Origin of the sequence: Chryseobacterium sp. C-71, assembly GCF_020911865.1 — a bacterium.
In the GTDB taxonomy this organism is placed as follows: domain Bacteria; phylum Bacteroidota; class Bacteroidia; order Flavobacteriales; family Weeksellaceae; genus Chryseobacterium.
In genome coordinates, this window is sequence record NZ_CP087131.1 from 1,168,120 (window position 1) to 1,189,240 (window position 21,121).

Consider the following 21,121-nt stretch of genomic DNA (forward strand, 5'->3'; position numbering starts at 1 on the left):
ATTAATCAAAATAGAACCTTATGAAAATTCAGAAAGAAATCATTGACTTTGAAAAGGGTAAATCTTTCAAAATTTTCGAACCCTCTATGAAACATTGTTTTTTCTGGCATTATCACCCTGAAATTGAATTGGTTTATGTAGAAGCTCTCAACGGAATTCGTCATGTAGGTAAAGATATTTCCGGTTTTATGGAAAGTGATCTTCTTTTGGTAGGTTCAAATGTTCCGCATTTGAATTTTGATTATGGAATTAAAACCGAATACAAGCAGGTTGTATTGCAGCTTAAAGAAAATTTTTTGGAGGAAATGATTCTTCCCGTTCCTGAATTTGATAATATTAAAAAACTTTTAGACCGCTCCTATCTTGGATTATCTTTTTTCGGAGAAACAAAAAAAATCGTTGTTAAAAAACTTCATCTCATCAAACAAAAAAATCCTTTTGAATCACTGATTGCCTTGATGGAAGTTTTGCAAATCCTTTCTCAATCAGATGAGGTTAAAGAGTTAAATAAAGAAGACACAAGGGTAAAATGGTTTTTAAACGATAAAATCAGAATGGGAACCATCTATGACTACATCAACGAAAATTATGATAAAAACCCAAATGTGAATACGATTGCTGAAATGGTAAGTCTGAGCACACCTGCTTTTTGCAGATATTTTAAAAAACAGACCAATATGACGTTTACAGATTTTGTGAATAACTATAGAATTAATCAGGCAAAAATGTTGCTGTTGCAGAATTTATGTATTTCGGAAGTTTCTTTTCAGGTCGGTTTTGAAAGTCTTTCTTATTTCAATAAATTATTTAAAAATTATATCGGAGAAACCCCGACTGCTTTTAAGAAAAAGCATTTGAATAAAGTAGAAGTTTGATCTATTTATCTCACGGATCTCAAAGATGTTTGCGTTTTATATTTTCTATTTGCAAATCAATAGTGACACTTAGTTTGTCATTCCGGAGGAATCTAAGCTTATTTTGTTGAATCTTTTTGGGAAAAAACATTGTCTAGATTCCTCCGGAATGACAAACATTGTTTTGACTTTATTAAAATGAGATTTTTTCTTTACAAAAAAATCGCTTCAAAAATGAAGCGATGTATATTTTTAGTGAATATGTTTTTCTGCGTGATAAGAACTTCTTACCAAAGGCGAACTTTCAACGTGTCTGAAACCCAAGCTTCTCGCAAAATCGCCAAATTCATCAAACTCTTCCGGAGTTATAAATTTCTTCACAGGCAAATGTTTTTTCGTTGGTTGCAAATATTGTCCCATCGTAATCACATCTACTTTGGCATTTCTAATGTCTTCAATTGTTTGAAAAACCTCATGTTTTTCTTCACCCAAACCAAGCATCAATCCAGTTTTCGTTCTGTTTTGTCCAGCTTCTTTTAAATATCTTAAAACTTCAAGGCTTCTCTCATATTTTGCCTGAATTCTCACTTCTCTGGTCAAACGTTTTACGGTTTCCATGTTGTGAGAAATCACTTCAGGAGCTACATCCACCATTCTGTCCAAATGTTTTGTCAATCCTTGAAAGTCAGGAATTAATGTCTCCATCGTCGTTCCTGGAGAAATTCTTCTTACAGCATTTACAGTTTCACCCCAAAGGATTGATCCCATATCTTTCAAATCATCACGGTCAACTGAAGTTAAAACTGCATGCTTGATTTTCATTAATTTGATTGAACGAGCCACTTTTTCAGGTTCGTCCCAATTGACATCCATTGGTTTTCCGGTTTTTACCCCGCAAAATCCACAGCTTCGGGTACAAATATTCCCCAAAATCATGAAAGTTGCAGTTCCTTCTCCCCAACATTCACCCATATTCGGGCAGCTTCCGCTTTGGCAAATTGTATTTAATTTATATTTATCAACCAATGTACGAAGTTCTCTGTAATTCTTTCCGGTAGGAAGTTTTACACGAATCCATTTTGGTTTTTGAACGGTAGTATCCTGAACTAAATTCTCCATTTATCTCTCAAATTGACTTCAAAGTTAAGGAATTTTTTATCGACTGCGTCTACGATGCAAATTGATGGAAATGATAATTTATTTTTGCCACGAATGCACGAATTATTATTGGCTTCTTGCTTGAATTAAAAAATTCGTGCATTCGTGGCAAAAAACATTGCTTTGCAAAAATTAATTATCCTCAAACTCATTATTTTTCAGCAATTCAGCCAAGACTTTTTTTGCGCGCATGACTCTTACTTTCGTGTTGGCAACAGAAATCCCAAGCTCTTCGGCTATTTCCTTGATGCTTTTTTCTTCAAAGAATCTCAGTTTAATAATATCCTGATAATTACCGTCCAAAGATTCGATGGTTTTGATGATTTTCTTTTGTTCTTCATCAGAAATCATCAGTTCTTCAGGAGACTTTGCATAATGATTTTTTACTTCATCTAAATTTTCTGTTGGGTCTTGATTTTCTCTGCTTTTTCTCCGCCAAAAATCGATAATTGTATTTTGGGCAATCGTCAGAATCCAGGTTTTAAATTGGAAATGAGGATCGTACATATCCAATTTAGATAAAACTTTTGAGAAAACATTGACGGTAATTTCATCTGTATCATTTTCGTCGTGCACTTTTTTCATCACAAAAGAAAAAACATCTACCCAAAAAACATTGATGAGCTTGGTTTGAGCTTTTTGGTCTTTTTCCTTTGCCTGTTGGATGAGCGAAAATAATTGTTCGTCTTTCATTACTAACAAATTTATTAAAATTAAAAGATTTAATAATTAAAAAATTAAAAGAATTTGGGATTTAGGTGATTTAAACTAAGTTGCAGAACAGTCTGTTGATTTCACATTCTATATTTTACTTATCTTTGCTCCTTAAATTTTAAACAAAAAATAATGAACTCTTTTATTGAAGAACTGAAATGGCGTGGCCTTTTTGCCGACATGATGCCCGGAACCGACGAACAACTGGATAAGGAGATGACAACTGCCTATATCGGGTTCGATCCTACCGCAGATTCTTTACATATCGGAAGTCTTATTCAGATTAAGATTTTGGCTCACTTTCAGCAGCACGGTCACAAGCCGATTGCATTGGTTGGTGGTGCTACAGGAATGATTGGAGATCCTTCAGGAAAATCCGCCGAAAGAAATCTTTTGGATGAAGAAACGCTTTTACATTATGTTGATTGTCTGCAAAACCAACTTTCAAGATTTTTGAATTTTGAAGGAAATGAAACCAACAGAGCAGAATTGGTGAACAATTACGATTGGATGAAGAAAATTTCATTCCTTGATTTTGCTAAAAATGTTGGGAAAAACATTACAGTCAATTACATGATGGCAAAAGATTCTGTAAAGAAGAGACTTTCAGGAGAAGCGGGTGTTGACGGAATGAGTTTTACAGAATTCACTTACCAATTAATTCAAGGATATGATTTTTTACATTTATATCAAAATAATGGTGTAAAACTTCAGATGGGAGGTTCTGATCAATGGGGAAATATCACCACAGGAACAGAATTAATCCGTAGAAAAGCACAGGGAGAAGCTTTTGCTTTGACAGTTCCTTTGATTACGAAAGCTGACGGTTCGAAATTTGGAAAGTCGGAAAGCGGTGAAAATTACTGGTTAGATAAACAGAAAACTTCACCTTATAAATTCTACCAGTTTTGGTTAAATGGAACAGATTCTGATGCAGAAAGATTCATAAAATTCTATACGTTCTTAGGACAAGAAGAAATTGAAAATTTAATTACAGAACATCAAACTGCTCCGCACGAAAGAAAACTACAGAAGAAATTAGCTAAAGAAGTTACGGTTTGGGTTCACGGAAGAGAGGAATATGAAAGAGCTTTAAAGGCTTCAGAAATTCTTTTCGGAAAATCTACTGCTGAAGATTTGGTAAGTCTCGACGAAGAAATTTTCCTTGAAATATTTGATGGAGTTCCAAAAAAAGAAGTAGCTAAAAATGATGTTTTAGGAATTAATATTGTTGATTTACTTTCTGAAAAATCAGGATTTTTAAAATCTAAAAGTGAGGCTACAAGAGAATTGAAAGGAAATTCAATTTCTGTAAATAAAGAAAAAGTAAATGAAGTGTATACTGCCAATGAAAGCGATCTGATCGACGGTAAATTTTTATTACTTCAAAAAGGAAAAAAGAATTATTTTATTGTAAAAGCAATATAATATTTCAATCTATATCAAAAAAACCGCCTTTGGCGGTTTTTTTATTTTATTTTTAAATTAATTACAATTCTAAAAAGCTGTAATCAATAGAAGCGTCTTGTGTTCCTACTCCTGTAGCGGTGTCAGATTTTGCAACCACTCCATCAACGTATAATGTAACGATTAATTGAGAATCTGCATTTGTAAGAAGCGCATTTGCATCTAAATTAAGTTGAGACTGGCTTGAGTTTACGAAAAATTCATCACTCGCCCATACAAGACCTGGTGTATCAAAATTAGTATTTTGACTTACCCCAACCTGAGTAACTATCGTTTTAAATACTGGTACTGCTGTTCCCGTACCTTTTACCAGTTTTGCTTCAAACTGTACAAGGTGATCTTGAAACTCGTCTTCGTCATCATCTTTACAAGAATTCATAACAGATACTACAGAAAATAATGCGACTACCATTAATGAAAGTCTATGTAAACTTTTTGATTTGTAAATTTGCTTCATTTCTCCGAATAGATTTTTAATGTTTCAAATATAGGATTTTTATCAATATAAAAATAACTTTTATGTAAAATTTCCAATAAAAAAATACAATCAATAGCAATTCAACAAAACACCAGCAATCAATTTCGCTTCGATCAATTCTCATTCTGGCAACTTACTATTTTCAAGATAAATAAATCATTATTAATTATCTTTGCTCTATCAATCGCTTAGATTTAAATTAATTTTTAAAGCGATTCCATTTAACAATAAAAAATAGATTCTTAGTATATGAATTTAGATTACATCGTCAGAGAGCCGGAAAATATTACTCCTCAAACTCCTATTCTATTTATGCTTCATGGTTATGGAAGCAATGAGCAGGATCTTTTCAGTTTTAGAGAAAGCTTACCCGCTGACTGGATTCTGGTAAGTTTCAGAGCTCCGAGAGAAACCCAGTTTGAAGGATATTCATGGTTTGATATTGATTTTAATAATCCTGAGCAGTTTATAGACATCGATCAGGCAAAAGAAGCATTGGAGAGTGTTTTACAGAACATCATAGCTATATCCAACAAATATGGACTTACGGATAACAAGACACATCTTTGTGGATTCAGCCAAGGTGGAATTTTATGCTACAGTTTAGCTTTAAAATATCCTGATCTCTTTAATTATATTGCGTGTTTGAGCAGTTATCCCGAAGAGAAATTGCTGACAGACATCGTAAAAGATAAAAAGAAGCTAGAGAAACTTCGGTTTTTCGTTTCCCACGGTACAGATGATGCCATAATTCCTATGGAATGGGGAAGAAAAGCTGCAGATCTGCTGTATGATCTGAGTTGTTATTTCACTTTCAGAGAATACATGAGCGGTCACGGCGTCAATCAAAAAAATTATATCGATTTAATGGAATTCTTTTCGAAATAAAAGACATTTCCTTGATCATTTTTAAACATTCTCAACAATTTGAGAATGTTTTTTATTTTTAATTCAATTATTTTAGTAATTTAATAAGATGAAATTAATGCATTTTTTATTCATTTGTATGTTCAGCATTTTTGCGAATGCTCAAAATAGTTTTGAGATAAAAGATGCAAAAAAAATAGTGATTCCTTTTAAGCTGATTAATAATTTGATTTTTATTCCGATTACAGTAAATGGTGCCGAACTTACTTTTATGCTGGACACCGGAGTTGCAGAAACTACCATTTTCAGTCTCGAAAATAAAGAATTAAAACTTTCACCTTTAGAAAAAATGAAATTTTCCGGACTTGGAGGAAGTGCAAGTATTGAAGGCTTTAAATCTGATCACAATATTGGCAAAATAGGAGAACATTTTATCAATACTTCTTTTACTCTTTTTATTATTTTGGATCAGGATTTTAATATTTCATCTCACGTTGGAATTCCTGTGAACGGCATTATTGGTTATCATTTTTTTAAAAATTATCCTATTGCGATAGATTACAGTTCGAAGAAAATCACTGTTTACAATAATGATGATTTATTCAAAAAAAGAATTAAAAAGTTTGATGAATTACCTATTTCCGTTGAAAGAAATAAGCCTTACATTTTCGCTGATATAGAAATGACCAACGAGAAAAAAAGTTCAAAACTTTTAATTGATATGGGAAACAGCGATGCTATCTGGCTCTTCCCTACTCTTATTAAAAATTTCGTTTACAACAGACCAAATATTGACGATTATTTAGGTAGGGGATTCAATGGTGATATTTTTGGCAAAAGAAGTCGTATTCACAATTTTTATCTGGGTGATTTTAAATTCGAAAAACCGCTAATGGCAATGCCCGATGAATTTTCTATTCAGCATGTGAATTTGGTAGTAGAAAGAAAAGGTTCGGTTGGTGGAGATATTCTTAGAAGATTCACAGCAATTTTTGATTATCAAAACCAAAAATTATATCTCAGAAAAAACAAGAATTATAATGATCCATTTCACTTCAACATGAGTGGTTTAGATTTTCAACAAGACGGATTGCAGTGGGAAAAAGATTTGTTTAATCTCGAAAGCAAAAAGAAAGATAATGGAGGTAATGGAGTGGAACTTATCAACAACAGTCTACAATATAAATTTGTTCTAAAACCTTTCTTTTCGATTGCCGGAGTAAGAAAAGATTCGCCAGCCGATAAAGCAGGATTGAAAAAAGGTGATCAACTCATCACCATCAACGGAAAGAAAACTTCAGATATGACCTTGCAAAAAATCATGGAAATGATGAAATCTGATGAAGGCAAGACAATAAATATGAATATTATCAGAAAAAATCAGGAACTTCGCCTTAGTTTTACATTAGAAGACCCAATACCCTATCAAGATTAATATGCAAACAGAAGAAACCACCTTAGACAAAATAAGAAATCGGCCGAGATTCAAAATGTACACCCATTTGAGTAAAGAAGTTTATGCCGAAAATCTAAAAAAATATCTGGCTGAGCATAAAGGTGAATTTTCCGGCAATATCAACAAAGAAATGGCCACCATTTGCGTAGAAACCGTATATGAACAATATTGGCAACCTCAATTGTCTCTTCGTACAGAAATTGAAGATGATCAAACCGTTATAAGAGGAGTTTTTGGGCCAAGTTCTTCGGTCTGGACATTCTTTATGTTTCTCTACTTTCTGTTTTCCATTCTCTGGATGACATTTTTCACCATGTATTACGTTGAAAAGCAAATCAAAAGTTTTGAATATCCTTGGGCTTTAAATGCTTCATTCGCAATGCTTTTTTGTATTGCGGTAACCTATGCTGCTGCAAGGATAGGACAAATGAAAGCTAAAGATGAGATGAAAAAACTTAGAAAGTTTGCTGAAGAATCGACCTTACATCATGAAAAGAAAATTTAATTGGAAGCTTCCGGTTCTGCAATATGAGCTGTAACTTCCATAGCTTTTGCTGCTTTAATAGAATCGGAAACTTTTTCTCTGTTGGTTTGTTCTTTTACCATTTTTTCAACGTGAGGTTTAATCAAATTAGTCATTTCCTCGACAGAAATATTGTTGGCATTCGGATCATTTAAAAGATTTCTCCAAGGTTTTCTTTTTCCCCATGGGTAATCTCCAAAAACGATTACTGGTGTTCCGTTGGCTTTTGTAGTTGCTCCACCCGGATTTAATATCCAGGTATCAGCATAACTGTATAACCAAATTGCATCTTTCATCAATAATCTCAAACAAGAATGTGAAGCAGGATAGCCAGGAAGGTCATATTGATGCCAACCAATCCCATGAGTATTATGAATATTGAAATTGTATGGTAATTTCCACTCGCTTTTTACGGTAGATATAGCCAATTTTTTCTTCCAATTTGCAAACATTAAACCTCTTGTAGTTTGAGCTGTTTTTTTACCCATACTTGTCGGGCCCCATTTCACCAACGTTCCATTGGAATAAACTCCATAAGCCTGAATCGGATATGAGAAAACAACAAACTTTTTCACTTCGCTCAACACATCAAGCTGCATTGGAAAAGGAGAATAAGCCATCAAAGTAGTATCAATCTTTGCAGGAACAACTAACGTATCAGAATTCCACTTGCTTTTAGAATCTAATCTGTTGAGTGCTAAAATTGCGTAACGTTCTCTTTCTGTATATTTTTTACTAAAAATTGAATATAAGGAATCTCTTAGCTTCTTATCTTTCGGAATGGCAAAAGCATTATAAAAACCATTTTCCTGCATTGCAGGTGGTGCAGATTCTTTTATTTCAGTTTTTGTAGCTACCGAATCCGATTTTTTTTCGTCTGTTGATGTTCCTGAAGATGTACCTTGTGACTGGTTGTCTATTTTTTCGTTATCTTTCCTACATCCAGTAAGTAATAATGCAAAAAATAAAGTGTAGAATAATGATTGTTTCAAAAATAATTTTTTCATAAATAAGTAGAGGCCATTGAGTTTGTACTTAAGATACAAATATCAGACCTAAAAACATTTAAATGAGAAAAAATATTTCCCTAACAAATGTACTTAATTGGTACTGAAAAAATTAGAATGAGGGAAAAAGATTTAGATTACAATAATTTATTGATTTTAACATAATTTAAAGCTCCAGCAATATTACTCACTTCAATTTTTTCAAAGAGTTTTTTTGATGAAATTTAACGGTATCTGCTGTAATAAAAAGTTTCTGAGCAATTTCATTGATCTTGAGCCCACCAGCATAAAGACTCAGTATTTAATATTCTCTCGGCGAAAGTTTTTTCTTTTCTTTCTTGATCCATTTTACCAAAAAATGATTCTATTATTACAAAAATTCATTTTTCTAATGAATTGTATATCGTCAACAATTCTAATGAAGAAGTTTTTTTAAAATAAAAATCTTAAAAACAGCGGAAAAAATAAAGACTCAAATTATAGATGAGATAAAAAAGTAATTTCATTATAAGCTAATAACCACAATTACCATCAGCAATGATGGTAATTTTTTATACTATAAAATCATACAATATTTAGATCATTTGATACCTGTAATTAATTAAGACTTTCAGAAGCTTTATCCAGCTCTTCACTATATCTTTTTTGTGCCTGTGCTTTTTCATTGCAACAAAAAAGGATGCCGTTGCGATCTGGGCTAGGGGTGACTGCATTCTTTTGATTATCTGTCAAAATAACCAATGACTTTTTTTCGTTCTAAAAGCTTGATTTAGGCTTGCTTGATGCTTGATGCTTGATGCTTGATGCATATTCAAAATTACATTTTCTGGATATATTTTAAAAGGTAATGATTTCTTACTATTTCATTATAACCAAGGTTTTGCAATCATCTTAAACTATTCAAAATACGTACAACAAATAGTTCTGCAATAAGTACAACTGCTTGAAAAGCCGCAGAGCGGCGGACTGTTAATAGAAAAAGAATACAGCTCACGGATGGAGAAGCTCCTTAGGAGCGACCTGTACATTATTTCAACCCCTGAGACAAATCACTTCTTAGATGATAAACAGATATCGATCCGACGGAATGCACTTTTCCCCGCATTAACTTTTCCTACACAAATATCCTTCCTACGGAGCAACTTGTAATGTCGTTAAAAAAATATAAATGGTGGAATAGATAGCCTTCCATAGGAACGCGTCAGCTTTTTTCTACATAGATATTGCTTTTAAGGAGCAACTGTTTAGATTCTTGCTTTCGATAGATTACATTCAACTTGAACTTTCATCAACTTCTTTCCCCAAACCGGATCTCAAACCTTGAATATTGGAGGTTAAAATTTGATTTACAGATGGCGGATTCGTTTACTTTTAGGTAGATTTAGAACAAAAAAAAGTCTCATACAACTGAATGTATGAGACTTTTAAATAAAAACTGGCGGCGACCTACTCTCCCGCTTTCGCAGTACCATCGGCGCTGGTGGGCTTAACTTCTGTGTTCGGAATGGGAACAGGTGAGCCCCACCGCTAAAACCACCCTAAAGGTTGTATATGGTTGTCAGTTTTTGGTTGATTGTTGATGGTATGATACTATCAACTGTCAACTCCCTACTGTCAACTGTTTTATCGATAAAAATGTTCACAAAGAGAGAACCTTGATTGCGCAATTAAGGCTTGCCAATTAGGCAATAAATCTACGGGTAATTAGTACTACTCGGCTATGCTGTTACCAACTTTACACCTGTAGCCTATCAACGTCGTCATCTCCAACGACCCTTAAAAGATGTCTCATCTTGAGGCGAGTTTCGCACTTATATGCTTTCAGTGCTTATCTCTTCCAAACGTAGCTACTCAGCGGTGCACCTGGCGGTACAACTGATACACCAGAGGTTTGTTCAATTCGGTCCTCTCGTACTAGAATCAAGCCCTCTCAAACATCTAACGCCCGCAATAGATAGAGACCGAACTGTCTCACGACGTTCTGAACCCAGCTCGCGTGCCACTTTAATGGGCGAACAGCCCAACCCTTGGGACCTTCTCCAGCCCCAGGATGTGACGAGCCGACATCGAGGTGCCGAACCTCCCCGTCGATGTGAGCTCTTGGGGGAGACTAGCCTGTTATCCCCGGAGTACCTTTTATCCTATGAGCGATGGCCCTTCCATACGGAACCACCGGATCACTATGTCCTGCTTTCGCACCTGATCGACTTGTAGGTCTCACAGTCAAGCACCCTTATGCCATTACACTCTACGCACGGTTACCAAGCGTGCTGAGGGTACCTTTGAAAGCCTCCGTTACTCTTTTGGAGGCGACCACCCCAGTCAAACTACCCACCACGCAGTGTCCTTGATAAATCAAGTTAGGCTCCAAGTAAGTAAAGGGTGGTATTTCAACGTTGACTCCACAAACACTAGCGTGCCTGCTTCAAAGTCTCCCACCTATCCTACACATTACTTACTCAAAGTCAATACGAAGTTATAGTAAAGGTTCACAGGGTCTTTTCGTCCCATTGCGGGTAAACGGCATCTTCACCGTTACTACAATTTCACAGAGCTCATGGTTGAGACAGTGCCCAGATCGTTACACCATTCGTGCAGGTCGGAACTTACCCGACAAGGAATTTCGCTACCTTAGGACCGTTATAGTTACGGCCGCCGTTTACTGGGGCTTCAGTCAAACGCTTCGCATTGCTGCTAACGCCCTTCCTTAACCTTCCAGCACCGGGCAGGTGTCAGACCCTATACAGCATCTTTCGATTTAGCAGAGTCCTGTGTTTTTGATAAACAGTCGCCTGGGCCTCTTCACTGCGGCCAGCATTGCTGCTGGCGTCTCTTCTTCCGAAGTTACGAGACTATTTTGCCTAGTTCCTTAACCATGATTCACTCTAGCACCTTAGGATTCTCTCCTCGACTACCTGTGTCGGTTTTGGTACGGGTTGCTTCACTTCGGCTTTTCTTGGAAGCACTTTCCTTACAGCAACTTCGCCCGAAGGCTAGGTCTTGACTATTCCGTCAGTCTCCAGTAAGTACGGCACTCCGTCCCCTTTTTAGTGTGAGCAAGTATGGGAATATTAACCCATTGTCCATCCACTACCCCTTTCGGGTTCGCGTTAGGTCCCGACTAACCCTCAGCTGATTAGCATGGCTGAGGAAACCTTAGTCTTTCGGTGAGCGGGTTTCTCGCCCGCTTTATCGTTACTTATGCCTACATTTTCTTTTCTGTACGCTCCACCAAGCCTCACGACTCAGCTTCTGTGCAAACAGAATGCTCCCCTACCAGATACAACCCTAAGTTGTAAATCCATAGCTTCGGTACTCTATTTATGCCCGATTATTATCCATGCCGGACCGCTCGACTAGTGAGCTGTTACGCACTCTTTAAATGAATGGCTGCTTCCAAGCCAACATCCTAGCTGTCAATGCAGTCCAACCGCGTTGCTTCAACTTAATAGAGATTTGGGGACCTTAGCTGTTGGTCTGGGTTCTTTCCCTCTCGGACACGGACCTTAGCACCCGCGCCCTCACTGCCGTGGAACATTTATTAGCATTCGGAGTTTGTCAGGAATTGGTAGGATTTGACTCCCCCGCATCCAATCAGTAGCTCTACCTCTAATAAACTTATACACGACGCTGCACCTAAATGCATTTCGGGGAGTACGAGCTATCTCCCAGTTTGATTGGCCTTTCACCCCTACCCACAGGTCATCCGAAGACTTTTCAACGTCAACCGGTTCGGTCCTCCACTTTGTGTTACCAAAGCTTCAACCTGCCCATGGGTAGATCACAAGGTTTCGCGTCTAATACTACTAACTAAGCGCCCTATTCAGACTCGCTTTCGCTCCGGCTCCGTACCTGAAGTACTTAACCTCGCTAGTAACATTAACTCGTAGGCTCATTATGCAAAAGGCACGCCGTCACCCAACTTGTGGGCTCCGACCGCTTGTAGGCGTACGGTTTCAGGTTCTATTTCACCCTTCTATTCGAAGTGCTTTTCACCTTTCCTTCACAGTACTTGTTCACTATCGGTCTTTCAGGAGTATTTAGCCTTGGAGGATGGTCCCCCCATATTCAGACAGGATTTCACGTGTCCCGCCCTACTCATTTATCATCTAAATATACCTTTCATGTACGGGGCTATCACCCTCTATGGCTGTTCTTTCCAGAACATTCTATTAAATATATAAAGACTTTTGGGCTAATCCGCGTTCGCTCGCCACTACTTACGGAATCTCTTCGATTTCTTTTCCTCAGGGTACTTAGATGTTTCAGTTCTCCTGGTTTGCTCCTCTTACGAGGTGACATGTCTTCAACATGCCGGGTTGCCCCATTCGGACATCTGCGGATCAATTCGTGTGTGCCGATCCCCGCAGCTTTTCGCAGCTTACCGCGTCCTTCTTCGCCTCTGAAAGCCTAGGCATCCGCCATACGCCCTTAACGATTTCTTTCCTAATTATTAATTAGTTCAGTATTTTTTGTCTAACATCGCTGTTAAACTATTTTGTAAACTCAAACGCTTAATTGCGCTCGGTTTTCTCTTTGTGATATTTTTACCGTTAATGTCAATGATCTTATGTCTTTCTGCTTGTCTGATAAATGAATATTTGTTTTGGCTCTATTCATCTTACTTTTAAATCAAACTCGCAAAACTGTGGAGAATAAGGGAGTCGAACCCTTGACCTTCCCGATGAATCGGGATGCTCTAGCCCCTATCGGCTAAAATCCTTTGTTTTCTTTTTTAAATAACTTCTATTCTTGTTACATCTCTGTAATCTTTTCATTACTTTTCAGTAATTGTGGAGAATAAGGGAGTCGAACCCTTGACCTCCTGCGTGCAAGGCAGGCGCTCTAGCCAGCTGAGCTAATTCCCCTCTAGTTGAGTTGGCGAGTGATTGTGTTGGAGGGTTTGAGCGTTAACTCATTATCTCTTATACTCTCAAACTCCTGTACTCAAAATTAGTAGTCTCGGGCAGGCTCGAACTGCCGACCTCTACATTATCAGTGTAGCGCTCTAACCAGCTGAGCTACGAGACTTCATGTTTTTAGTTGTCGGTTGTCGGTTTTTAGTTGTTAGCTTTAATACTAACTTCTAATGATCTAACCTCTAACTTCTGTAACTAAAATCTCTCTTTCCCTGATACTAATTTCTAGTGGGTTTTGTATTTTTATAATATAAGCAACCGAGTAAAAAACTAAAACGTTTTCTTTTAAGTAAGTACATGGTACAGTAAAGTACCTTTATTTGTTTAACGTCGAAAGACGCTCTAAAATGAGATGTTCCAGCCGCACCTTCCGGTACGGCTACCTTGTTACGACTTAGCCCTAGTTACCTGTTTTACCCTAGGCAGCTCCTGTTACGGTCACCGACTTCAGGTACCCCAGACTTCCATGGCTTGACGGGCGGTGTGTACAAGGCCCGGGAACGTATTCACCGCGCCATGGCTGATGCGCGATTACTAGCGATTCCAGCTTCATAGAGTCGAGTTGCAGACTCCAATCCGAACTGAGACCGGCTTTCGAGATTTGCATCACATCGCTGTGTAGCTGCCCTCTGTACCGGCCATTGTATTACGTGTGTGGCCCAAGGCGTAAGGGCCGTGATGATTTGACGTCATCCCCACCTTCCTCTCTACTTGCGTAGGCAGTCTCACTAGAGTCCTCAACTGAATGTTAGCAACTAGTGACAGGGGTTGCGCTCGTTGCAGGACTTAACCTAACACCTCACGGCACGAGCTGACGACAACCATGCAGCACCTTGAAAATTGCCCGAAGGAAGGTCTATTTCTAAACCGATCAATTCCCATTTAAGCCTTGGTAAGGTTCCTCGCGTATCATCGAATTAAACCACATAATCCACCGCTTGTGCGGGCCCCCGTCAATTCCTTTGAGTTTCAAACTTGCGTTCGTACTCCCCAGGTGGCTAACTTATCACTTTCGCTTAGTCTCTGAATCCGAAGACCCAAAAACGAGTTAGCATCGTTTACGGCGTGGACTACCAGGGTATCTAATCCTGTTCGCTCCCCACGCTTTCGTCCATCAGCGTCAGTTAAGACATGGTAACCTGCCTTCGCAATTGGTGTTCTAAGTAATATCTATGCATTTCACCGCTACACTACTTATTCCAGCTACCTCTACCTTACTCAAGACCCGCAGTATCAATGGCAGTTTCATAGTTAAGCTATGAGATTTCACCACTGACTTACGAGTCCGCCTACGGACCCTTTAAACCCAATAAATCCGGATAACGCTTGCACCCTCCGTATTACCGCGGCTGCTGGCACGGAGTTAGCCGGTGCTTATTCATACTGTACCTTCAGCTACTTACACGTAAGTAGGTTTATCCCAGTATAAAAGAAGTTTACAACCCATAGGGCCGTCGTCCTTCACGCGGGATGGCTGGATCAGGCTCTCACCCATTGTCCAATATTCCTCACTGCTGCCTCCCGTAGGAGTCTGGTCCGTGTCTCAGTACCAGTGTGGGGGATCACCCTCTCAGGCCCCCTAAAGATCATTGACTTGGTGAGCCGTTACCTCACCAACTATCTAATCTTGCGCGTGCCCATCTCTATCCACCGGAGTTTTCAATAAAAAACGATGCCGTTTCTTATATTATGGGGTATTAATCTTCCTTTCGAAAGGCTATCCCCCTGATAAAGGTAGGTTGCACACGTGTTCCGCACCCGTGCGCCGCTCTCAAAGATCCGAAGATCTTCTACCGCTCGGCTTGCATGTGTTAGGCCTCCCGCTAGCGTTCATCCTGAGCCAGGATCAAACTCTCCATTGTATGTTTGTCTGACTCACTCAAAGTTTTGACGCTTTAGTTTTTCCTTACTTGGTTGTTATATCTATTTTTCAATGATCTCTCTTCTTCCGCTTCCTCAGCTACCCTTTTCTGTCGTTGGGCGTTGCCGTATTTGCGTGTGCAAAAGTAATAACTTATTTCTAATTGACCAAATGTTTTTTGAAGAAATTTTAAAGTTTTTTAAGTAACCCTAAACTCTTTTCTCAAACCCTTAATCCGCTACTCCTGCGCTCCCCGTATTGGGATTGCAAAGATACAAATCTTTTCTAAACTCACAAATTTTTATCGCTAAAAATTTTAATGAATGTTTCTTGATCTACATCCTATTAAAGTAACTTAAATTATCCGCCCGGAGGCGCTCCTGCGCTACTGATATACTCTCGTTTTCAGTGGGGCAAAAGTAGTACGTTTATACCCCTACTTCCAAATCTATTTAACATAAAATTCATATTTTATTCATATTTGATGCTAAATAGCTGAAAACATGAGAGAAAAATTTTTATGAAACTGGAGGTTGGAGGATGGAGGACGGGGGTTTGTGTCGGGAGAAGTTAGAGAGTTTGTTTGTTGGAGCTTTTGAAAGGTTTTGAAAGGTGGCATGAATGACTGTGAGCGTGAATGTTAGGAAAGACTAGAACGAGGAGCATTCAAAAAGGAGGATTGGAGAAGCACAGAGTGGCAGGGAGCGGGTGAAGAATTAGCAATATGATGTGCCGCTCCTACGGAGCTCATCTTCTTTACTGTAAATTACACTACAAACAGGACGCTCCCATGGAGCTCAAAATTTATACTATCCGACTATCTATGAACAGTGAGCTCCGCAGGAGCTCAAAATTTTAATCTTGGTAATAATATCTACAAATAGACCGCTCCTAAAGGATCTCAAACTTTAGACTATCTATATATAGTATAAACAGTGGCTCCTCGGAGTTAAATCTTTCATGTCAACGAGTCAGGCTATGAATGTGGCGCTACTGAGCGAACTCAAGCATTCGTTTTTTAAATGAAGGTTATTTACTCTGACAAATATTAGTATAATGACCTCCACCCTAGCCCCCATAGAAAAGGTTACCCGCAGCAAGCGCTAGGAAAAGAATTGGCGCGAGGAATATGAATGGATGTAAGTCTCCCTAAAAACTGGACATTTTATAACCCTGAAAATATTAACAAAAAACGATTAATTTTAGGTTATGAGAACGAGCAAATTTACAGACAGCCAAATTTTGGCTATTTTAAAGGAGTATGATTCGGGACAGACTGCAAAAGAATTGTCTCGGAAATATGGATTTCATTATCAGACTTTGCACGATTGGAAAAAGAAATTCAGCGGGATTAATTCTACCAAAGAACTGGCAAAAATTAAAGAACTGGAATCAGAGAATAATCGCTTGAAAAAGATGTTTGCCAACCTTAGTTTGGAACATGAAGCACTGAAAGACGTACTCTCAAAAAAGTGGTAAAGCCTGCCACAAAACGGGAAGTGGTTGCTTATCTGGTTTCAGAATATCCGATGAACATTCGGCAGGCGTGTAAATCTTTGAATTTGGAGCGAAGCAGCTATTACTATCATCCTAAAAGAAAAGATGATACGGACGTCATTGATTGCCTGAATCAACTTTCTGAAAAACATCCCAGCTATGGATTCAAGAAAATGTTTCACAGTCTTCGTAATGAGGGTTTTGGTTGGAATCATAAGAAAGTATATAGAATTTACAAGAAATTAGGACTGAATATTTTGAGAAAAAGAAGGAGAAGACTTGCTTCAAGAGAAAGACAAAACTTGGAAGTTCCTGAAAAATACAATGAAGTTTGGAGTATGGACTTTATGAGTGATTCTTTGTTTAACTCAAGACGATTCCGAACGTTGAACATTATTGATGATCATAACAGAGAATCGATTTGGATCGAAGCCGGGCTTTCCATCGGAGCGATGCATATGACCGATCTATTGGAATGGATTGTAAAGGAAAGAGGAAAACCAAAAGCAATACGAACAGATAATGGTCCCGAGTTTACGAGTTCTGTTTTTACGAATTGGTGTCATAAACACAGAATTGAAATCCGGTACATTCAACCGGGGAAACCTGTTCAGAATGCTTTTATTGAAAGGTTCAACAGAAGCTATAGAACAGAGGTTCTGGATGCAAGAATCTTCAATAATTTGATAGAAGTACGGGAAATAACTTCTGATTGGATGGAGCATTACAACAATAACAGACCTCATGAAAGCTTGGGAAACCTATCTCCAATGCAGTATTTGTTAAAAAAGGAAAACTCGCCAGACGCTAATCCCAACACCGAGTTTTCTCCTTTTCAACAAATTTTGCCAGCATCAACAACAGAATGAAATATTTTATAGTTTTACAAAACAAAATGAGGGTATAATTCTGTCCAACGTTCGGGGAGACTTACATGGAGAGCGGGAAAAAACTGCTAAGGAAAAAGACTTTTCCTTATATAATATAGTAAGATAATTATAATACCTGTTGTGCATTTTGCAGACACTGTCAAGTGATTGATAATTAAAATGTCTGTTTACTGAAGGATACAATATTATATATGATTAAATGTTTTCTCTTCTTTCAGATATTCAGTTTCTATACCTTTTAATAGAAAAACATTTTTGAGAACCGAATCTCTTTGTTCAATTGCCTGTAAGCAAGCGTAAGTAATGACGGAAACAATTTGAGCTCCGGTTAAATCATAATTTGTAGCAATTTTACGTAAAATATCAGCATCTTCTAAAGTTATATTTGCCGGAATCATTTTTTTCCATAATAGAAATCTGTCGTCAGCATCAGGTTTACTATAACTGACTAAACAATTGAATCGTCTGAGAAACGCATCATCAATATTATTTTTAAAATTTGTAGTAAGAATAATTAATCCATTAAAATTTTCTACCCTTTGAAGCAAATAACTCACTTCCTGATTAGCATATCGATCATTTGAAGATTTGGTTTGGGTACGTTTTCCAAACAGAGCATCTGCCTCGTCGAAAATCAATATGCAATTTTTGTTTTCTGCCTGAATAAAGATTTTTTCAAGATTTTTTTCTGTTTCTCCAATATATTTAGAAACGACCTGTGACAAATCGATACGATATACTTCGCGTTGAAATTCTTTACCTAATAAAGTTGCAGTAAGTGTTTTCCCCGTTCCCGAAGGGCCATAAAACAACGCTCTGTATCCCGGAAGAAGGTGTTTTCCCATCCCCCAACTTCCCCGTAAAGTCTGATTATGCTTTACCCAAAGCCTCATCTGATGAATCTGATTCTGAACGGTGTTATTTACCACTAAATCCTGCCATTCTAACAGGGTAGAAACTTCTTTAGCCGGAAAATCAGGACTGAATTTTGGTTTTAATTTTTCTCCATATAATAAAAGATGTACGGTTTCTGGTTTTAGAATAAGTCTTCCGCTCATTAAAGGTTCACCTTCTTTTACAGAATCTATGGTAATAATCTGGTCTTTAAAAAACCAATGAGAGGTATCAAAAAGCTGTTGGATTTTTAGACGACTTTCTATACTTTCTTTGGCTAGAATGTATTGTGCTGTTTCACCAGTTGGCAACATTCCTCTGTGATTTTCCAAGCGAATGCCTCCCAATTCGGGAAATTCGCCTCCTTCGGGATGGAGTTCTTTAATTATATCATCAAAAAAGTTCGGCAGAACATGAGGGACTAATGCTAATAATAAAATCACAACTTCATCGTGTGTTGTTTCTTGTTGTAAGACTTGCGAGAACGTGTTTTGGAAATCATAGTTTTCCTCCCCCTCTTCCGCTGGAGGAAGAAGCGATTGAATGATATAGGATTTTAGGACTTTAAAAGGCATTTTTTTAAGTTTAGAATTTTAGAATGTAATTACAATTTTTCTTTACTTTTTGATTATACTCCGAAGTCAGGAGACTTTGGAGAGAGGGGCAGGGGTAATATGGAAGTGCGGACATTCTATTAAACTTCAAAAAAAAATCGTTTCCAAAAAATATACTTTGTGTTTAGCGATTGAAGCATTTACACGAATGGATTTCATTCCTGTGGCCTTTTCATTTCATCGACATATCTACAACTTTATAAAAGAGCACACTCTTATCGGCCTGTTGGTCTTCCTCCTGCTTCATAATCTGCTGGCAATGGCCTTCTTCCAAGCCAATAAACAAGCATTAAATACGTTACCCTGAATGAAGCATTCTGATACAAATAATAAACCATATTACTATATACAGAACCCGCCGGCGCTGGTGTTGTTTCAAGAAAAGTAATAAAGTCAGAAAGTTCTGTTCCCCCTGCAACCCTGGCCATTTGACAAATAGCTATCGCTGTTTCGCCTAACACTATTGGACCAGCACTCAAATTTGCCATCAAGAATGTACGAGCATTCATAATTTGAGCATGTGTCGGAGGATTGGAAATGGTAGACATCCCGGCAAAACCATTTCCAGGCAACCTGTTTTCTACAGATCCTCTTGTAGGCGCATCCCAAGTATAACTACTTCGGGAAGATAAGTCAGCCACGATTCGTGGCGTTGCAGAAGCTGAAGCAGCCACTCTTGAATGAAGCAATACTGAGTCCGAGTTTTCGTCTACTCCCCCGTGAACCGAATCATATATTTGATCGGCTGTTCTTCCGGAACGCCAATCTTCCGGGTCAACATCAACATCGTCTGAAGCAATAAAACTTCGTAGCCCTACAGTTGCAGCTACCCTATTGGCTACTTCAATAGCTGCCTGTTGGGTGATACCACCCGGGCTATAAAAATGACTCCTGAAGCCTGGAGTTCTGAATCTTCCGGTGCCCGTCGCAATCACATCATCAATATATGTACGGTTTTGTGCAGGTATTGCATTCCATTGACCTGCTGCTATAGCGTGTGTTTTCCCCCGTCGAAGTGCGGAACGAATGGCAATTTCGGTTTCGAGAATCTTAACTGCCCGCTCTTCCATAGTTCCGCTCATGAAAATGTGGTTATCAGTTGTGTTATTCCAATCAAATGCATGATTGCCCAACCAATGGCCCGTTGCTGCAATATCAAAAACTACTTCCCAATTGTTTCCTTCCAGCACCCGCTGGCCTACCAGGTAGAAAGTAGCTTTGGCCCCGCCAGAATTTAATGCTGTTAATACTGCCCTTGTATTTCCTGCTGCATCTGGTCCATCGTCATAAGATAATTCGACCCGCTGTATTTTTGTTTTTATTCCATTTGCCTGCTGTACAGTATGTGTCAGTTCATGCGCCAGCAAATGTTTCCCTGCACCTGACACAGGATTATACTGGCCTTCATTAAAATAAATGTCATTTCCCACAGCAAAAGCTTGTGCATTCAATTCTCTGCTCATTTGTACTGCTTCACTTCCTGTATGAATTTTCACATTTGAAAAATCTGTTCCGAAACGGCTTTCCATGAAGTTTTTGGTTCCGTTATCCATACTGTTTCCTCCTCCTTTGCTCGAATTTATTTGGCTTTCTACATGATTTGGAGCATGAGATTCCCCTACACTTTTTGGTGATGAACGCTGAATGAATGGAGAAATATTTTCGGCTAAAGGTTTCATCTGAAGTTTTTCTTCCTGCTCGCAATGGGCACATTTTCTCTGAACCAAAGCTCCTGTATGAGTTACTTGTGGAGAAGGTTCTCTCATTTTCATTACTTTATCTGCGACCTGATCTGCTTCTACTTCGTAAGAATCATTAGCCGACCCAACACTCAGTTTCTTTTGAATAACAGGTTTGAAAAAGCTTGTATGATTCTTTTTCGATTGTGTTTTCTGTTCTTTTTGAGTTTTCAGTGTTTCCAT

The 21,121-nt window shown here is 38.0% G+C and carries 14 protein-coding genes, 3 tRNA genes and 3 rRNA genes; 7 read left to right on the plus strand and 13 right to left on the minus strand.

Annotated elements, in window-relative coordinates:
- The first annotated feature begins 20 nt into the window (after positions 1-20).
- On the plus strand, positions 21-875 hold the full coding sequence (locus tag LNP04_RS05295) for an AraC family transcriptional regulator (RefSeq protein WP_229985524.1): 855 nt from the start codon (positions 21-23) through the stop codon (positions 873-875).
- A 231-nt stretch (positions 876-1,106) separates the two neighbouring features.
- Here LNP04_RS05295 and lipA read toward each other — a convergent pair whose 3' ends face one another.
- Together lipA and LNP04_RS05305 are read right to left on the minus strand one after the other, a co-directional pair.
- On the minus strand, positions 1,107-1,973 hold the full coding sequence (gene lipA / locus LNP04_RS05300) for a lipoyl synthase (RefSeq protein ID WP_229985525.1): 867 nt from the start codon (positions 1,971-1,973) through the stop codon (positions 1,107-1,109).
- A gap of 171 nt (positions 1,974-2,144) precedes the next feature.
- The gene (locus tag LNP04_RS05305) at positions 2,145-2,705 is read right to left on the minus strand and encodes an RNA polymerase sigma factor (protein ID WP_229985526.1); all 561 of its coding nucleotides are present in this window, start codon (positions 2,703-2,705) and stop codon (positions 2,145-2,147) included.
- Positions 2,706-2,858: 153 nt separating this feature from the next.
- Here LNP04_RS05305 and tyrS point away from each other — a divergent pair, with 153 nt between their 5' ends.
- Positions 2,859-4,154 (plus strand): tyrosine--tRNA ligase, encoded by a 1,296-nt coding sequence (tyrS, locus tag LNP04_RS05310; RefSeq protein WP_229985527.1) that lies wholly within the window; start codon positions 2,859-2,861, stop codon positions 4,152-4,154.
- Between the two features lie 61 nt (positions 4,155-4,215).
- Here the strand turns inward: tyrS and LNP04_RS05315 are convergent, their stop codons facing one another.
- Positions 4,216-4,650, minus strand: coding sequence for a hypothetical protein (locus LNP04_RS05315; RefSeq protein ID WP_229985528.1), 435 nt, complete (start codon positions 4,648-4,650; stop codon positions 4,216-4,218).
- 270 nt (positions 4,651-4,920) lie between these two features.
- Between LNP04_RS05315 and LNP04_RS05320 the strand changes: the two genes are divergently transcribed.
- From LNP04_RS05320 to LNP04_RS05330, 3 genes are all read left to right on the plus strand, one after another.
- Positions 4,921-5,559, plus strand: coding sequence for an alpha/beta hydrolase (locus tag LNP04_RS05320; protein WP_229985529.1), 639 nt, complete (start codon positions 4,921-4,923; stop codon positions 5,557-5,559).
- A 97-nt stretch (positions 5,560-5,656) separates the two neighbouring features.
- Positions 5,657-6,973 carry a PDZ domain-containing protein gene (locus LNP04_RS05325; protein ID WP_229985530.1) on the plus strand — a complete coding sequence of 439 codons (1,317 nt, stop codon included), beginning with the start codon at positions 5,657-5,659 and terminating at the stop codon, positions 6,971-6,973.
- Position 6,974: 1 nt separating this feature from the next.
- Positions 6,975-7,499, plus strand: a complete 525-nt coding sequence (locus tag LNP04_RS05330) for a hypothetical protein (RefSeq protein WP_229985531.1) — start codon at positions 6,975-6,977, stop codon at positions 7,497-7,499.
- On the opposite strand, the gene LNP04_RS05335 is transcribed toward LNP04_RS05330, so the two are convergent.
- From LNP04_RS05335 to LNP04_RS05365, 8 genes are all read right to left on the minus strand, one after another.
- Entirely contained in the window at positions 7,496-8,509 is a 1,014-nt protein-coding gene (locus tag LNP04_RS05335; RefSeq protein WP_229985532.1) for a L,D-transpeptidase, read from the minus strand. The genes LNP04_RS05330 and LNP04_RS05335 overlap by 4 nt on opposite strands.
- A 202-nt stretch (positions 8,510-8,711) precedes the next feature.
- Complete coding sequence (locus LNP04_RS19560) at positions 8,712-8,825, minus strand: LuxR C-terminal-related transcriptional regulator (protein ID WP_407928657.1); 114 nt, start codon at positions 8,823-8,825, stop codon at positions 8,712-8,714.
- A gap of 1,132 nt (positions 8,826-9,957) precedes the next feature.
- A 5S ribosomal RNA gene (gene rrf, locus LNP04_RS05340) occupies positions 9,958-10,065 on the minus strand.
- Between the two features lie 143 nt (positions 10,066-10,208).
- Positions 10,209-12,969, minus strand: a 23S ribosomal RNA gene (locus tag LNP04_RS05345).
- Positions 12,970-13,173: 204 nt separating this feature from the next.
- Positions 13,174-13,246, minus strand: a tRNA-OTHER gene (locus tag LNP04_RS05350).
- Between the two features lie 72 nt (positions 13,247-13,318).
- A tRNA-Ala gene (locus LNP04_RS05355) sits at positions 13,319-13,392 on the minus strand.
- Between the two features lie 89 nt (positions 13,393-13,481).
- Positions 13,482-13,555 (minus strand) — tRNA-Ile (locus LNP04_RS05360).
- Between the two features lie 233 nt (positions 13,556-13,788).
- Positions 13,789-15,305, minus strand: a 16S ribosomal RNA gene (locus tag LNP04_RS05365).
- Together the 16S, 23S and 5S rRNA genes with 3 tRNA genes alongside form the textbook arrangement of a ribosomal RNA operon.
- Before the next feature lie 1,208 nt (positions 15,306-16,513).
- Here LNP04_RS05365 and LNP04_RS05370 point away from each other — a divergent pair.
- Positions 16,514-16,783, plus strand: coding sequence for a transposase (locus LNP04_RS05370; RefSeq protein ID WP_229982911.1), 270 nt, complete (start codon positions 16,514-16,516; stop codon positions 16,781-16,783).
- The gene (locus LNP04_RS05375; RefSeq protein ID WP_229985533.1) at positions 16,777-17,670 is read left to right on the plus strand and encodes an IS3 family transposase; all 894 of its coding nucleotides are present in this window, start codon (positions 16,777-16,779) and stop codon (positions 17,668-17,670) included. The genes LNP04_RS05370 and LNP04_RS05375 overlap by 7 nt, the downstream gene beginning before the upstream one ends.
- A gap of 206 nt (positions 17,671-17,876) precedes the next feature.
- Here the strand turns inward: LNP04_RS05375 and LNP04_RS05380 are convergent, their stop codons facing one another.
- Together LNP04_RS05380 and LNP04_RS05385 are read right to left on the minus strand one after the other, a co-directional pair.
- On the minus strand, positions 17,877-19,160 hold the full coding sequence (locus LNP04_RS05380; RefSeq protein WP_229985534.1) for an ATP-binding protein: 1,284 nt from the start codon (positions 19,158-19,160) through the stop codon (positions 17,877-17,879).
- Between the two features lie 254 nt (positions 19,161-19,414).
- The gene (locus LNP04_RS05385) at positions 19,415-21,121 is read right to left on the minus strand and encodes a DUF4157 domain-containing protein (RefSeq protein WP_229985535.1); all 1,707 of its coding nucleotides are present in this window, start codon (positions 21,119-21,121) and stop codon (positions 19,415-19,417) included.